This is a genomic window from Streptomyces sp. NPDC023838 (assembly GCF_040639555.1).
In the GTDB taxonomy this organism is placed as follows: Bacteria; Actinomycetota; Actinomycetes; order Streptomycetales; family Streptomycetaceae; genus Streptomyces.
Genome location: NZ_JBFAAD010000025.1, coordinates 106,680 through 122,041 on the forward strand (window position 1 = coordinate 106,680; position 15,362 = coordinate 122,041).

The 15,362-nt window shown below is 74.0% G+C and carries 12 protein-coding genes; 7 read left to right on the top strand and 5 right to left on the bottom strand.

Annotated features, from left to right (window positions below; translation table 11 throughout):
- Positions 1 to 54: 54 nt before the first annotated feature.
- The 3 genes from AB0G17_RS26590 to AB0G17_RS26600 form a co-directional block, all read right to left on the bottom strand.
- Positions 55 to 1,314: an ROK family transcriptional regulator gene (locus AB0G17_RS26590; RefSeq protein WP_361387808.1), complete on the bottom strand. Its 1,260-nt coding sequence runs from the start codon at positions 1,312 to 1,314 to the stop codon at positions 55 to 57.
- Between the two features lie 642 nt (positions 1,315 to 1,956).
- Positions 1,957 to 3,297, bottom strand: a complete 1,341-nt coding sequence (locus tag AB0G17_RS26595) for a tetratricopeptide repeat protein (RefSeq protein ID WP_361387812.1) — start codon at positions 3,295 to 3,297, stop codon at positions 1,957 to 1,959.
- A gap of 154 nt (positions 3,298 to 3,451) precedes the next feature.
- The gene (locus AB0G17_RS26600) at positions 3,452 to 4,516 is read right to left on the bottom strand and encodes a mechanosensitive ion channel family protein (RefSeq protein ID WP_361387854.1); all 1,065 of its coding nucleotides are present in this window, start codon (positions 4,514 to 4,516) and stop codon (positions 3,452 to 3,454) included.
- Between the two features lie 271 nt (positions 4,517 to 4,787).
- On the opposite strand from AB0G17_RS26600, the gene AB0G17_RS26605 reads away from it, so the two are divergent.
- Positions 4,788 to 5,324, top strand: coding sequence for an HNH endonuclease (locus tag AB0G17_RS26605; RefSeq protein WP_361387815.1), 537 nt, complete (start codon positions 4,788 to 4,790; stop codon positions 5,322 to 5,324).
- 69 nt (positions 5,325 to 5,393) lie between these two features.
- Here AB0G17_RS26605 and AB0G17_RS26610 read toward each other — a convergent pair whose 3' ends face one another.
- On the bottom strand, positions 5,394 to 8,468 hold the full coding sequence (locus AB0G17_RS26610; protein WP_361387818.1) for a beta-N-acetylglucosaminidase domain-containing protein: 3,075 nt from the start codon (positions 8,466 to 8,468) through the stop codon (positions 5,394 to 5,396).
- 203 nt (positions 8,469 to 8,671) lie between these two features.
- Between AB0G17_RS26610 and AB0G17_RS26615 the strand changes: the two genes are divergently transcribed.
- The 3 genes from AB0G17_RS26615 to AB0G17_RS26625 are packed head-to-tail and all read left to right on the top strand — an operon-like array spanning position 8,672 to position 11,581.
- Complete coding sequence (locus tag AB0G17_RS26615; protein WP_329404543.1) at positions 8,672 to 8,851, top strand: hypothetical protein; 180 nt, start codon at positions 8,672 to 8,674, stop codon at positions 8,849 to 8,851.
- Positions 8,852 to 8,855: 4 nt separating this feature from the next.
- On the top strand, positions 8,856 to 11,333 hold the full coding sequence (gene malQ, locus AB0G17_RS26620; RefSeq protein WP_361387821.1) for a 4-alpha-glucanotransferase: 2,478 nt from the start codon (positions 8,856 to 8,858) through the stop codon (positions 11,331 to 11,333).
- Between the two features lie 20 nt (positions 11,334 to 11,353).
- A complete protein-coding gene (locus AB0G17_RS26625) occupies positions 11,354 to 11,581 on the top strand; it encodes a hypothetical protein (protein WP_101388341.1) in 228 nt (75 codons plus the stop codon).
- 90 nt (positions 11,582 to 11,671) lie between these two features.
- Here AB0G17_RS26625 and AB0G17_RS26630 read toward each other — a convergent pair whose 3' ends face one another.
- Positions 11,672 to 12,169, bottom strand: a complete 498-nt coding sequence (locus AB0G17_RS26630) for a MarR family transcriptional regulator (RefSeq protein ID WP_361387824.1) — start codon at positions 12,167 to 12,169, stop codon at positions 11,672 to 11,674.
- 79 nt (positions 12,170 to 12,248) lie between these two features.
- On the opposite strand from AB0G17_RS26630, the gene AB0G17_RS26635 reads away from it, so the two are divergent.
- From AB0G17_RS26635 to AB0G17_RS26645, 3 genes are all read left to right on the top strand, one after another.
- Positions 12,249 to 13,196: an EamA family transporter gene (locus tag AB0G17_RS26635; protein WP_361387827.1), complete on the top strand. Its 948-nt coding sequence runs from the start codon at positions 12,249 to 12,251 to the stop codon at positions 13,194 to 13,196.
- A 65-nt stretch (positions 13,197 to 13,261) separates the two neighbouring features.
- A complete protein-coding gene (locus AB0G17_RS26640) occupies positions 13,262 to 14,173 on the top strand; it encodes a DMT family transporter (RefSeq protein WP_361387858.1) in 912 nt (303 codons plus the stop codon).
- 10 nt (positions 14,174 to 14,183) lie between these two features.
- Positions 14,184 to 15,152 carry a LysR family transcriptional regulator gene (locus AB0G17_RS26645; RefSeq protein ID WP_361387830.1) on the top strand — a complete coding sequence of 323 codons (969 nt, stop codon included), beginning with the start codon at positions 14,184 to 14,186 and terminating at the stop codon, positions 15,150 to 15,152.
- Positions 15,153 to 15,362: the final 210 nt, after the last annotated feature.

The window sequence follows — 15,362 nt, forward strand, 5'->3', positions numbered from 1 at the left end:
GGGGTGTCTGGGTCGGGGTGGTTGTACGGGACGAGTGGGTGTCAGGCGCGCCGACTAGCGGGAGGTGTCGAAGACCTCGTCGCGGGTGGCGGCGAGGGCGCTCTCCAACGCGCCGCGCAGCACGGGCTGGTGGCGCACCTCGCCGATGACGAGCCGGGGCCGGGAGGCGGCGAGCTCGCCCAGCTCGTGCTGCACGAGCGCGCGCAGCGGCTCGCCACCGGCGGAGATCAGCGCGCCGGACAGCACGACGAGCTCGGGGTCGAGCACGGCGACCATGGAGGCGAGACCGGTGGCCAGCCCGGTGGCGAAGGTTTCGAGGAGACGGCGGTAGGGGCCGTCGGAGCCCTCGCCCGCCGGGCCCTCCGTGGCTCCGGCCGCCGTGGCTTCCCTAGCCGCGACTTCGGCCGCGCGGGTGACCAGGGCGGTGGCGACCTCGACGGGCGAGCCGCCGGGGATGTCCGGGACGCCGAACTCCCGTGCCAGCCGGGGCAGTACCTGCCCGCCCGCCAGCTCCTGGAAGCCGCCCGCGTTCGCCTTGGTGACCTGGCGTACGAGCGGGACGCCCGGCACCGGCAGGAAGCCGACCTCGCCGGCGCCGCCGGTGAACCCGCGGTGCAGCCGCCCGCCGATGACGAGCGCGGCGCCGAGCCCGCCCTCGTTCCACAGCAGCACGAAGTCGTCGTGGCCGCGCGCGGCGCCGAGCCGCTGCTCGGCGATGGCCGCGAGGTTGACGTCGTTCTCGTACTCGACGGGCATCGGCAGCGCGGCCGCGAGCTCGTCGAGGAGGGCGGGGGAGTGCCAGCCGGGCAGATGGGAGGCGTACCGCAGCCGCCCGGTGCCGGGGTCGAAGGCGCCGGGGGTGCCGATGACGACGCGGTGCAGATCGCCCCGGACGAGGTCGGCGGCCTTCGCGGCCCCGTCCAGCGCGTCGGTGACCTGCCGCACCACGGACTCGGCGGCCCGCCGCCCCGGGGCGCGTACCTCGAACTCCCCGACCACGTCCCCGGCGACGTCCGCGACGGCGGCCCGGATCCGCTCGGGCGTCACATCGAGCCCGGCGACGTGCGCGGCGCGCGCGTTGACCGCGTACAGCTGGGCGTTGGGCCCCGGCCGCCCCTCGGTGGTCCCGGTCGCGACGACGAGCCCCGCCGCCTCCAGCCGCGCGAGCAGCTGCGACGCGGTCGGCTTGGAGAGCCCGGTGAGCTTCCCGATCCGGGTACGGGACAGGGGCCCGTGCTCCAGCAGCAGATCGAGGGCGGCGCGGTCGTTCATGGCGCGGAGTACGCGCGGCGTTCCCGGGGTAGTACCGGCCACGACGGCTGCACCTGCCCTTCCCGTCCCGGCTCCCCCAACCCCACTGTTAGGAAAGTTTCCTATCCGGTGGAAGGAAAGTAGGCCGCAAGCCATGGGGCCGTCAATGACCTGCACCCGGGCGGCTACCAAAGCGTTACCTGGGCGGAGCGCGCGGTGATCGCGGGAGTGTCGAACCTCGAAAGCGGCGGCCAGTGGCTCTGCGGCCCTGGTCGCCACCACGAAGGCGGACCGCGACGGTCTGACCGGCGTAGGAGTAGTAGCGGGTGGCCCCCCGTACGTGCGGACTGCGGACGAGCTCCGCAAGCAAGGCAAGCGAGCCGGCCCCGATCCCGGAAGCAACCGCATCGGCCCGCAGCGGCGCCGCCAGGCCGACTCCGCCGAACGCCGCACAGCACCACGTCAGGCCGCGGCAGCCGAAAGCCGCGATCGTCGTCGGCGTGCGGTCGCAGGCGTGGCCACAGATCGAGCAGCCCATCCCGCTGCCGAGCGGCCAGGCCGGAGCAGGGCGGATGCCGTGACGGAAGGAAGAGGCGTGGTTGAGGTCGGTGCGGGGTTGCTGGAAGCACACGTGGCGGGTGATCTCTCGGCGCACCCGCCGTCGTGGCTGACTTTCTGTGGCTGAGCTTGAAGGTGCGACGGGGATCAGGTGACCAGTGACGGTGGTGCGAGCGTCCGCGCTCGGTCGTACAGGTCGCGGGCCGTCGCGTTCTTCAGATGAGGGCGCAAGAAACCGAACATTGCCTTCACGCGTTCGTCGGCGCGGCCGGACTGCACCTTGGGGTAGTCGTCGAGGGCCTGGTGCCAGGTGACGCAGGCCGCTTCCAGGTGGCCGAGTTCCAACTGCCGCTCTGCCAACAGGCCACGACGGTGTACGCGTGTGCGCTGGTACACGCTGGGGCGGAGCCGGTCCGCTTGCTGCATGGCTTCGACGGCTCCGGCCTTGTCACCGAGTTCGTAACGTACCTGGCTGACGTGGTAGTTGAGCGAAGAGGGGTCATACGAGCCGAATGCCTTTCCGCGTGACTCAGCACGGTCCATGGCTGCCTCGGCCTCCCGGATGTAGCGCAGCGCGCCCGCACGGTCGCCGGTCTGCGCGGCGGCGTGCGCCTGCTGGCCTACGAGGAAGGCCAGCATCCGGGGGCCGGCTTTCGGGGAGGCGGCGGCAGCGGCGTCGGCCAGCTCCATGGCCTTGGCCCCGTGACGGAGGTCAACTGCCTGGACACTCATGCCTCGCAGGGTGGTGCAGTACGTCAGGTGGTCTTCGGCAGCTCCCGCCAGCTCCAGAGCCTTGACGTAGTAGCGCTGCGCGAGACCGTGCAGCCCTTCGTCCACGGCCATGTAGCCGGTCAGGTAGAGCAGGTCCGAGGCGGCGGACAGCATCGCCTTGCGTACGTCCTCGGGTGCGTCGGCGCGCAGGTAGGCGGCCACGGTGTTGACCATGAACGAGGCCGCCATGGGACGTGCGTGACGGCCGCCGAACTCATCGTCCAGCTCCGAGACACGCTCGGTCATGGCGACGACCATGTCCACTTCGTTCATGCCGATGCGTGCTGTGCGGCCGGACTGGACGGCATCTGCACGCCCAACCACATCAGGCCAGCCGGGAATGGTGACGGCCACGGAGAACAGGCCGACACCCAGGACGCTGCGGCGGGACGGGTCCATATCCAGCCTCCCCAGGTCGATCACCCCTTCCACGGTATCCGCAGCCGCGGAGGAGCGATCGTGTGGAACGGGCAGCCCGGCCTCGGCATGGATGACGGGGCGGCCGAGGCGACGGGAGAGGGCTTCGAGGATGCATGCGCGCACCGCACCCCGAGGGACGGTGCCGCCCAGCCAGTGGCTCACCGCCGACTCGTCGTAGCGCAGAGGGATTCCGGTCTCGGTGCCGACGCGGTTCACCGCCCGCGCGAACTGGCGGTGAGTCCAACGGCCCTCGGCGAGTAGGCGCCCAAGCGCCACGTTCGGTTCACGCTTGGCCATGCCCGTCATTTGTTGGAAATGCTTGACTGTTATGAGACGTAGAGGTTCATTCGACGGATAACGATTGCGAGCTCTTGGCCGTCGCTGCCAAAAGGCGCCTCCGCCGGTGAATCCGGCAGGGGCGCCTCGGTGCGGGTGTGCGGGCAGGTTTGGCCTACTTCGACAGGCTCTGCCCCGGCGGTATCGGCGCCGTAGCCAGCGACTGCGGAGAAGTCGGGTTGTTCAGGGCCGAAGGGGCGGCCACTGCGGCCGACGGGTCCGGGGTCGGGTCCTCGAGCGGGAGGGGGGCGCCGCCCACGATGCGGATGCCCGCCGCGTCCAGGGAGCGCTTGATGCGCCAGCGCAGTTCGCGCTCCACGCCCAGCGCCTTGCCCGGCATCGTCTTCGCCGAGACGCGGATCACCATCGAGTCGAGCAGCACCTCGTTGAGGCCGAGGACCTCGACCGGGCCCCACAGACGCTCGTTCCACGGCTCGTCCTTGGCCATGGACTCCGCCGCCGCCGTGATGGCCGCGCGGACGCGGTCCAGGTCCTCCGTCGGGCGGACCTGGACGTCGACGGCCGCCGTGGCCCAGCCCTGGCTGAGGTTGCCGATGCGCTTGATCTCTCCGTTGCGTACGTACCAGATCTCGCCGTTGTCGCCGCGCAGCTTGGTCACGCGCAGACCGACCTCGACCACCTCGCCGGAGGCCACGCCCGCGTCGATCGAGTCGCCGACCCCGTACTGGTCCTCCAGAATCATGAAGACACCGGAGAGGAAGTCCGTGACGAGGTTGCGCGCGCCGAAACCGATCGCCACACCCGCGACACCCGCCGAGGCGAGCAGCGGCGCCAGGTCGATGTTGAGGACGCCCAGGACCATCAGGGCCGCGGTGCCCATGATCAGGAAGGACGCCACCGAGCGCAGCACCGAGCCGATGGCCTCCGAGCGCTGGCGGCGGCGCTCGGCGTTGACCAGCAGGCCGCCCAGCGCCGTGCCCTCCACCGCCTGGGCGCTGCGGTTCATCCGGTCGATGAGTTTGGTCAGTGCCCGGCGGACCAGCACCCGCAGCACGGAGGCGATGATCACGATCAGGAGGATGCGCAGGCCGATGGCGAGCCACGTCGACCAGTTCTCCTCGACCCAGCCCGCGGCCTCCGTGGCCGACTTCTGGGCGTCGTCGAGGGTGACCGGCGTGGTCGGCGGAGCGGTGGGATCGGACGGGGATCCGGCGGCCAGTACGGCGGGCCAGTGCACGGCGGGAACCTCCAGGCATTGCGCTGCCGACGGTGCGACGGCAGACCAACCACACTAACGGGGCAACGTGTGTGCTCCGTTGCCGTGTTCGGGGGAGAGGACGTCCGGAGCTGGGGATGTAGTGGGGTGTGGTCGAAAACACTTCAAGGCCGTTACCCGGACGTGGTGGCGCTTCGACCAGGCATGAGGAGAGACTGAAGGCAGATCGTCCCGGCGCGAGCCACGCGCCGCCGGCGTACAAGGAGGCATCCACGTGCCGCACGTCCTGGTCCTCAACGCGTCGTACGAGCCCCTCGGCGTCGTACCGCTCCGCCGCGCGCTCGTCCTCGTGCTCGAAAACAAGGCAGTCTGCCTAGAGGAATCCGGCGCCTTCATGCACAGCGCGACCCGGGCCGTCGCCGCGCCCAGCGTGGTCCGGCTCAAAAGATTCGTGCGGGTCCCCTACCGGGGGCCCGTTCCACTGACCCGCCGTGCGCTCTTCGCGCGTGACGGCGGCCGCTGTATGTACTGCGGTGGCGTCGCAACCAGCGTCGACCACGTGATCCCGCGCAGCCGCGGCGGTCAGCACGTCTGGGACAACGTGGTGGCGGCCTGCCGCCGCTGCAACCACGTCAAGGCCGACCGGCACCTGCTGGAGCTCGGCTGGCGCCTGCGCCACCAGCCCGCCCCGCCCAGCGGCCTGGCCTGGCGCATCATCGGCACGGGGCACCGGGACCCACGCTGGCTCCCCTACCTCCAACCGTTCGGCGCGGACGACGCCCTGGCCCGGATCGACGGCATTTCCGCCTGAGTCCGGGCCTTCGTCGTCCCAGGTGTCCCTGGGGACCGGTCCGCCGGTCCCCAGCTCGTGCGCGCCCGGCTACGGCGCCACGCCGTACGCCTCCACCGACCACAGCGAATAGCCGTACGGGGTCGCCCGCGTCACGCCCTGCACCCGGATGAAGCGGGCGTCGCGCGCGTCCATGCGGACCGCCTCCCGGCCACCCTTGCCGTCGCGCACGGTCGCCGCCGTGCGCCAGGTGCGCCCGTCCGCCGAGACCTGCACGGTGTAGGCGCTCGCGTACGCGTCCTGCCAGGTCAGCACCACCAGGCCGACCCGGCTCGGGGCCGGCAGCTCGGCCTGCCACCAGGCGTTGTCCTGCGCCGGGGACGACCAGCGCGTCGACGGGTCGCCGTCGGACGCCGCGCGCGCCGGGAACGCCGGAGTCTCGTCGCCCGACGAGGAGGCCGCGGCCCCCGCGATCAGATCGGTGCCGGCCGTGCGCGGATACGCCCGTACGGTCAGGACGCGCTCCTGTCCGGAGAAGGCGACCGGCACCCGGTACTCGCCCGCCGGGGTGCCCGGCGCCACCGACACCTCCACCGGCACGCCCGCCGCCGCGCCGCGCGGGACCACGAGCGCGCCGGGGGCCCGGACGGTGATGCCCCGGGGGCCCTTCGCGCTGAGCGTGCCCCGTACGTCCGCGGGCCGGGTGGATGTCAGCACGGCCGTCACCCGCTGCGGCTTCCCGCCGATCTCCGCGTCCACCTCGTCCCGGGCCAGATCGAGCCGGGCCCGCGGTTCGTCCGCGAACCACGGGACCAGATGCCGTACGGAGCGTACGGAGGCGGACGGGCCGGTGACGCGGACGGCGTCGGCGCGCACGCCGTGCGCGGCGGTCTGGGTCCAGCCACTGGGCGAGAGCGGCCCGAGGCTGCGCCAGCCCACCCCGGGCACATGCGCCTGCACCAGCGCCCCGCCCTCGGCCCAGGCGACCCGCCCCGGACCGGGCCCCGGCCCCCACGCAGCGTCCTCGGCGGGCCGCGCGCCCGCCGTGGCCCAGGCCGGCGGGCCCGAGCCGGGGCCGACCGAGGGGCTCGGCCCGGCGCCGGAGTCGTCCATGACCGTGATCGCCTCCACCGGGCGGACCCGGCCCAGGCGCACGGTGTACGCGTCCGGCGAGACGCTGACGTCCCCGGGCGGCCGGTCCGCGCCCGTCCAGGTCGCCGACGCCCCGGCCGCGCGGGTCAGGAACGCGTCCAGGACGCCCTTGCCGACGGTGACCGAACCGGTCGCGGCGTCCCGGCGCAGCGGCTCCAGGGCGAGCGTGGCCCGCCAGGCGGCCGCGCCGTCGCCGTGCGCCTGCGCCTGGAGCATGTCCACGGCACTCTCCCCGGCCCGGCCGTAGCGGGCGAGCCGGTCGGCCCAGGGCCGCACCTCGTCGGCGAGCGCGCCGCTGTCCGCCAGCCGCGCGGGCGTCTGGCGCATCACCGTGAACGCCGCGCGCAGCCGCGCCGCGGCCCCGTCCCGTACCGCCGCGTCCGCCGAGCCGCGCGAGTTCCAGAACGCGTCGAGCAGCGGGCGCAGATAGGCCGACTCGGCGCTGCTGAGGACCGACGACGAGTCGTTGCCCGCCAGCGCCGTGAGCGCCTCGCCCAGCGGCGCGTCGCCGCCCGCCAGGTCCGCGATCGCCGCCCGCCAGGAGGCCTCCGGCTCGTAACCCTGTGGGTTCCAGGCGTAGTCGGCCGCTGTGAACAGCGGGATGCGGGAGGCGGAGGCCTGCGCCATCGCGTTGGCGAGCAGCGCGGCCGAACCGGTGGCGACCGCGGGCTCGCGGCCCGTGTAGGGGCCGAGGAAGATCCGGCCCGGCGCCCAGTCGTTCACCGGGTAGTTGTCCATCGTCACCAGCGGATGCCCGAACGCGTCGCGCGCGCCGGCCAGTTCGCGCCCGGTGATGGTGCGCGGCACCACTCCGACGCCCGTCCAGGCGACCTGTACGCGCGCGTCGAGCCCCTCCGCCAGGGCGCTCCGGTACGTGGTGGCGCCCTCCTGATAGTACTCGGTCGGCATCAGCGACAGCGGCTGCGCGCCCGGGTGACGCTCGGCCAGGTGGGCGGCGACGGCGTTCGCCACGCGCGCGTGGGCGCGGGCCGCGGCGGCGGGCCCCCGCCCGAAGGTGTCCGCGTCCCGCCCGCAGTGCCACTCGCTGTAGCTGACGTCCTGGAACTGGAGCTGGAAGGCGCGCACGCCGAGCGCCCACATCGAGTCGAGCTTGCGCAGCAGCGCCTTGAGGTCCTTGTCCGAGGACAGGCACATCTCCTGGCCGGGCGCCACCGCCCAGGCGAGCGTGACGTGGTTGGCGGCGGCGCGGGCGGCGAGCGCCCGGAAGTCGGCGCGCTGGTCGGCCGGGTACGGGTCGCGCCAGCGGGCCAGGCGGTACGGGTCGTCACCCGGCGCGTAGAGGTATCGGTTCTGCTTGGTGCGGCCCATGAAGTCGAGCTGGTCCAGACGCTGTGCGCGCGTCCACGGCTGCCCGTAGAAACCTTCCGTCGTGCCGCGCACGGCCGTGGCGGGCCAGTCACGCACCCGTACGCCGGGCAGCGTGGCGTCGCCCCGCCGGTCCTGGCCCAGGAGCTGACGCAGGGTCTGTACGGCGTGGAAGAGCCCGTCCTCGCCGACCCCGTCGAGCGCGACCGTGTCCCGTCCGCCGACCCGGCCGACGCCGAGCCGGTACCCGCCGGGCGGCAGGTCCCCGCGCTCGGCGACCCGCAGGGCGCGCAACGCGTCCTGCGCGCCGCTCCCGCCGACGCGGAACACCGGCCCCGCGCCCCGGACTTCGGTGTGCAGGGTGGTGACACCGGCCCGGTCCAGTACGTCCGCGAGCGCGGCCACCGCGTACGGATCGGCGTCGGGGGCGGCCACCAGGGCGGCTTCCGAGCCGAAGCGCAGCGCCGGTCCGGCGTGCCTGACGGACTGGGGCCGGGGCCAGACCGCCGGGGTGCCGTCCCGTACCGCGTCGTCCCGTACCGCGTCCTTCGACGCGCCCGTGGCGGAGGGCTGTTCGGGGGTCGGGGGGTCCGCGGGTGCCGCGAGGGCGCCGGGCGCCGCGCCGAGCAGCCCGCCGACGACGGCGACCGCGACGGCCGCCGCCCGCTTTCCGCGCCCGAACTGCACGCCATCTCCTCGATTAGGCCCCGCCCTTGCGACCCCCGCGCCGCAACCGGCCCCGAGCCCACCACCCCCGCGGTGAGGGTGTCAATGCGCGTGACTGTTGTGCCGGAATTGCCCGTTCCGGTGACCTGAGTCACAGGAGTGGGGTGACGACTGCGACATGCCCCACGTTGTACGTCTGGGAGTCCGCCCACGGGGTAGGGCTGCTGTGTCCCCCGTTGCCGACCCTCGTGGAGCCCTCCGTGGCCGTCTCCGCCCTTGAACAGCCCCTGACCAGCGAACCTCCGCTGGCCGACGCCGAACCGCTGACCAGTGAGCCCCCGCTGACCGAGGCGGCGCCCCTGACCAGCGAACCGACCCCGGTGGTCGCGCCAGCCGGAGCCTGACGCCATGACCCTCGCCCGGCTCGCCGCACTGCACGGCGTCGCCACGTCCTACGCCCCGTCGGCCGACCGCACGGTCCCGGTCCCGGATGCCACGGTCGTCGCCGTCCTCGCGGCGCTGGGCGTCGACGCGGCGACCCCGGAGGCGGTGAGCGCGTCCCTCGCCACCGCCGAACGGGCCGCGGCGGACCGCCTGTTGCCCCCGACCGTGGTCCACTGGCAGACCCCCTCCTCGCCCCCGCCCCCGCCGCTCGCCGCCCTGCCGCCCGGCACCCGTGTCCGCGTCGAGACGGAGGACGGCGGGGCGGTGGACTGGACGGCGCCGGGCCCACGGGGGGCAGCGCCGGACACACAAGCGCCGGACACACAGGCGCCGGACACACAGGCGCCGGACACACAGGCCTCGGACCCGCGGGCGCCGGGCACGCAGGCCCCAGCCGCGGAGGCGCCAGACGCAGCGGCGCCGGGCAGACGGGCCTCGGATCCGCAGGCCCAAGACACAGCGGCTCCAGCCGCACAGGCCTCAGACGCAGCGGCGCCAGACGCACAGGCCCCAGACGCAGCGGCGCCAGACGCAGCGGCGCCAGACGCAGCGGCGCCAGACGCAGCGGCGCCGGACACCCAGGCCCCAGACACACAGCCCCCAGACCCAGACGCGCCCGCCACGCACGCGCCGGGCACGGAAGCCGCGTCCTGGCCCGTCCTCCCCCTCGGCGTCCACCGCGCCACCGCCCGCACCCCCGACGGCCGCACCGCCCGCACCACCCTCGTCGTCGCCCCCGAGCGCACCCCGCAGCCCCCCGCCCGTACCCACGGCTTCCTCGTGCAGCTCTACTCGCTGCTCTCCGCCCGCTCCTGGGGCATGGGCGACCTCGGAGACCTCGCCGAGCTGGCCGGCTGGGCCGGGCGGGCCGTGGGCGCCGGGTTCCTCCAGGTCAACCCGTTGCACGCGGCCGTCCCCGGCACCCCGACCGACCCGTCCCCGTACCGCCCCTCCTCACGCCGCTTCCCCGACCCCGTACACCTGCGGATCGAGGACGTCCCGGAGTACGCCCACGTACGCGAGCGCAAGCGGCTCGACGAGCTGCTGAAGGCGGCGGACGCGCTGCGCCGGTCCGTGCTGGAGGACGGCGAGCTGATCGACCGGGACGCGGTGTGGGCGCTGAAGCGGGAGGCGCTGGAGGCGCTCCACGAGGTGCCGCTGCCGCCCGGCCGGCGGGCCGCGTACTGCGACTACCTGGCGCACCAGGGCCAGGCCTTGGAGGACCACGCCACCTGGTGCGCGCTCGCCGAGCGGTACGGGGCGGACTGGACCCGCTGGCCGGCCGGGCTGCGCGATCCGCGCTCGGCCACCACCGCCCGCGCCCGGCGCGAGCTCATCGACCGGGTCGACTTCCACACCCGGCTCGCCTGGCTGGCCGACACCCAGCTCGCCACCGCCCAGCGGGCGGCGAGGGAGGCCGGGATGGCCGTCGGCCTCGTCCACGACCTCGCCGTCGGGGTGCACCCGGAGGGCGCGGACGCCTGGGCGCAGCAGCGCACCTTTGCCCAGGGCATGTCGGTCGGCGCGCCCCCCGACGCCTTCAACGCGCGCGGCCAGGACTGGGGCCTGCCGCCCTGGCGCCCCGACGTCCTCGCCGCGTCCGGCTACGCCCCGTACCGAGGACTGCTGCGCAATCTGCTGCGGCACGCCGGAGCGCTGCGCATCGACCACGTGATGGGCCTGTTCCGGCTGTGGTGGGTGCCGCGGGGGCAGGAACCGACGGCGGGCACCTATGTGCGCTACGACGCCGAGGCGATGCTCGCCGTGCTGGTCCTGGAGGCCCACCGGGCGGGCGCCGTGGTCATAGGGGAGGACTTGGGCACGGTCGAGCCCGGCGTACGGGAGTCCCTGAGCCGGCGCGGGGTGCTCGGCACCTCGGTGCTCTGGTTCGAGCGCGACTGGGAGGGCACCGGCCGCCCGCTGCCCCCGGCCGCCTGGCGCGAGGCCTGTGTGGCCACCGCCACCACCCACGACCTGCCGTCCACGGCCGCCCGGCTCACCGGCGAGCACGTCGGGCTGCGCCACCGCCTGGGGCTGCTCACCCGCCCGCTGGCCGAGGAACAGGCCGAGGACGCGGCCGAGGTGGGCGAGTGGCTGGGCTACCTCGCCCGGCTCGGGCTGCTGCCCGAGGGCGCCCGGGGCGAGGAGGGGGCGGTGCGGGCGGTCTACCGGTTCCTGCTGCGCACCCCGGCCCGGATGGTCGGGGTGTGGCTGCCGGACGCGGTGGGCGACCGCCGTCCGCAGAACCTGCCGGGCACCTGGGACCAGTACCCCAACTGGCGCCTGCCGGTGGCGGGTCCCGACGGCCGCCCGCTCGCCCTGGAGGACGTCGTCTCCTCGCCCCGGCTGCACGGCCTGATGCGGGTCTTCGCGCCCGCGCCGGAGACCGCGACGACGGGTGCGCGGACTCGTACGGCACCCCCGGGCGCGCGCCCCACTTAGGCGTTCGCTACGTTTGCACCGTGGACAAGAAGAACACCCTGCGCGCCGGCGCCGTGGCAGCCGGTACGACGCTGATGATGCTGCTCATGTCGGCCCCCGCCCTCGCGGTCACCCGCGACGACGGCGACGACCCGGGCTCCGGCCTGAGCGTGTTCGACACGATCGGCCTGTACGTGATCGCGCCCATCGCGCTGTTCGCGGTCATCGCCGGTCTGGTCATGGTCCTCGACAAGTCGAAGAAGGCCTGACCGACCACCCCGCACGCGCTGTGAGGCGCTTCGCGGTACGAGTGTCACTCGTACCGCGAAGCGCCTTTTCTTCGTGTTCCCGCTCCGCTCTCAGTGCACCGAGAGCAGCTTGCGCAGCAGCGTGTTGAGCTGCTCCGCCTCCGCCGCGTCCAGCACCCCGTCCAGCACCTGGTGCTGCATCTCCAGGCCCGCCGTCACCGACTCGTCGACGATCTCGCGGCCCTTCTCGGAGAGGGTGACGCGCAGCCCGCGCCGGTCGTTCGGGTCCGGGCTGCGGCTGAGCAGCCCGGCCTTCTCCAGCTTGTCCAGGCGGCCGGTCATTCCGCCGGTGGTGAGCATCGTGGTCGCCGAGAGCTGACGCGGCGAGAGCGTGTACGGCTCGCCGGAGCGCCGGAGCGTCGCCAGTACGTCGAACTCGCCGCGCCCGATCCCGAACCGCTTGTACTCCTTCTCGATCCGGTCGCCCATGGCGCGGGCGATGCGGTAGATGCGCCCGTAGACGGCCATAGGAACGGTGTCGAGGTCGGGCCGGACCTCCGCCCACTGCGCGGTGATGGCGTCGACGGGGTCGCGGGGGGTCTCAGTCATGGACCCAGTATCCGAGGGAGTTGGGTCGGATGCAAGAAAGTTGCTTGACGAAAAGTAGCTTACGAGTAAGCTACTTCCCATGAAGCGAACCCAGAGCCGCATCGCCACCGTCGCCCTCACCGCCCTCGCCCCGATTTCCTGGGGCTCCACCTACGCGGTGACCACCGAATTCCTCCCCGCCGACCGGCCGTTGTTCACGGGCATGATGCGGGCGCTGCCCGCCGGGCTCGCGCTCCTCCTGGTCACCCGGCGACTGCCGCGGGGGGAGTGGTGGTGGAAGTCGGTGGTGCTGGGGGCGCTGAACATCGGGGCCTTCTTCCCGCTCCTCTTCCTCGCCGCCTACCGGCTGCCCGGCGGCATGGCCGCCGTGATCGGCTCGCTCGGCCCGCTGTGGGTGGCCGGACTGGCCGCGCTCTTCCTGGGTGAGCGTCCGACCCTGCGGACCCTGCTCACCGGGATCGCGGCGGCCCTCGGAGTGAGCCTGGTGGTCCTGAAGGCGACGGGGGCGCTGGACGCCGTCGGGGTGATGGCCGGAGTCGCCTCGTCCGTGGCGATGGCCGCCGGGACCGTGTTCACCAAGCGGTGGGGTCGGCCCGAGGGGGTCGGGCCGCTGGTCCTCACCGGCTGGCAGCTGACCGCGGGCGGACTGCTCATCGCGCCGGTAGCCTTCCTGGTCGAGGGCGCGCCGCCCGCGCTCGACGGGCGCAACCTGATGGGCTACCTCTACCTCGCCCTGGTCAACACCGCCGTCGGGTACTGGCTCTGGTTCCGCGGCATCGGCCGCCTCACCGCCACCTCGGTCACCTTCCTCGGCCCGCTGTCGCCGCTCACCGCCGCCGTCATCGGCTGGGCCGCGCTCGGCCAGGCGCTCACCCCGCTCCAGCTCACGGGCATGGCGATCGCCTTCGGGGCGACGCTGGCGGGCCAGTACACGCCGCGGGCGAAGAAGCCGCAACCGTTCACTTCTCCTGAAGTAATCGGTCAGAAAGATTCGATGGACCTGATGGTTCCGCCGGTGCGACGGTAGACCCGAGCCCGCCGGGCGCGAAGCCCGACGAATCCGACGAAGGAGCACCGGCCACCGTGGCAGTCCTGGAGTACGTCCGAACCATTCCGACCACCGCGAGGGTGAGGCGGGCCACCGGGCCCGGGCTCGCCCTCGCGGGCGTCGCGACCCTCGTCTGGTCGGGCAGCTTCGTCGCCTCCCGGGCTCTGCACGACTCGGTGCCGCCCGTCCAGGCCGCCTTCTGGCGCTGGATCATCGCGCTGGTGGCGGTGGCGCCCCTCGCGGCCCGCGCGACCTGGCGCCAACGGGCCCTGATCCGCCGCCACCTGGGCTTCCTCCTGCTGGCCTCCCTGCTGGGCATCACGGTCTACAACACCCTCGTCAACCAGGCCGGACTCTCCACCTCCGCCGGCAACATGGGCATGATCATGGCCGCCTCGCCGGTGCTGATGGCGGTGTACGAGCGGCTCGGCGGGCAGCGGCTGGGGGCCCGGCGCACGGCCGGGATGCTCATCGCCTGTGCCGGGGTGCTGCTGCTTGTGAGCAAGGGCTCGCTCGCCCCGAGCTTCGCCGCCGGGGACCTGTGGATGGTCGCCGCCGCCCTCTCCTTCGCCTCCTACAGCGCCCTGCTGCGCCGCCGCCCCGCCGAACTCGGCGGCCTCGCCTTCCTGTTCACCACGTTCGCCCTCGGCGCGCTGATGCTGGCCCCGGTGTACGGGGTGAGCCTCGCGGTGCAGGGCGGCTTCACGGTGAGGCCGGGGACGGCCGGGCCCCTGGTGTACGTGGGCGTGCTCTCCTCCGCGGTCGCCTTCTTCGCCTGGAACAAGGCGATCGCGCTGATAGGCGCGGCCCGCGCGGGCGTCGTCTACTACCTCCAGCCGGTCTGCGTGGCCCTGCTCTCCTTCGCCCTGCTGGGCGAGGCGACCGGCCCGGGCCAACTGCTCTCCATGGCGCTGATCCTCGGCGGGGTCGTCCTGGGTTCCCGGGCCTCCCGATAGGTTGCCGGTCATGAACGTGCGAGCGCGTGGCGGCGGGGGAGACGCCGGCGCGCCCCCGGCGTGGGACATCCGCAAACTCCACATCCTGCGGACCCTGCGCGAGCGGGAGACCGTGACCGCGACCGCCGAGGCGCTGCGTATGACGCCCTCGGCGGTCTCGCAGCAGCTGACCAACCTCGCCCGGCAGCTCGGGGTGACCCTCCTGGAGGCCGACGGGCGCCGGGTGCGGCTCACCGGCGCCGCCCATCTGGTGCTGCGCCACGCCGAGGCCGTCTTCGCCCAACTGGAGCGCGCGGACGCCGAGTTGGCGGGCTATCTGCACGGGGAGGCGGGGGAGGTGCGGGTGGCGGCGTTCTCCACGGCGGTGCCCGCGCTGGTCGTCCCGGCGGTGCTGCGGCTGCGGCGCAGCCATCCCGCCCTCGACGTACGGGTACGGGAGGCGGAGGCGGCCGAGGCGTACGAGCTGCTGGCGGCCGGGGCGGTCGACCTCGCCCTGTCGCTGGCCGCGCACGCGCCGAGCGCGCGGGACCCTCGGTTCGCGGTGGTCCCGCTGCTCACCGACCCGCTGGACGTGGCGCTCCCCGCCGGGCATCCCCTCGCCTCCTCGCCGGGCCTGCGGCTGGCCGATCTGGCGGGTGAGCCGTGGATCTTCGGCGGCAGCGGGCCGTGGTCGGAGATCACCACGGCCGCCTGCGAGGCGGCCGGGTTCGTCCCCGAGCAGGCCCACATCGCGTCCGGCTGGACGGCGATCCTGGCGATGGTGGAGGCGGAGATGGGGGTGGCGCTGGTGCCGCGCATGGCGGCGGTGCGGCGTGAGGGGGTGGTGATGCGTGAGGGGGTGGTGATGCGGGAACTGTCCGCGGACCGCCCGTACCGGCATGTGGTGGCGGCGGTGCGGAGGGGGGCGGAGGGTGGGGCGGGGGTGAGCCGCGTGCTGTCCGCGCTACGGGAGAGCTCCCCCTCCCCGCCTCTCCCCTGAACCCTCCGGGGGTGGGTAGGGGGGAGGCGGGCTTCCCGGGGACGAGGCCCCCGGACCCCTGAGGCGGGGCCTGCGGCCCCTGCACCCCGTTCCGTTCGTCTGCGGACCGGTGGGGGCTGGCCGCGCAGTTCCCCGCGCCCCTGAATGCGCCCCTGCGGGGCGCCCCGAGGATGCCGCGCAGCGGCATTTAAGGGGCGCGGGGAACTGCGC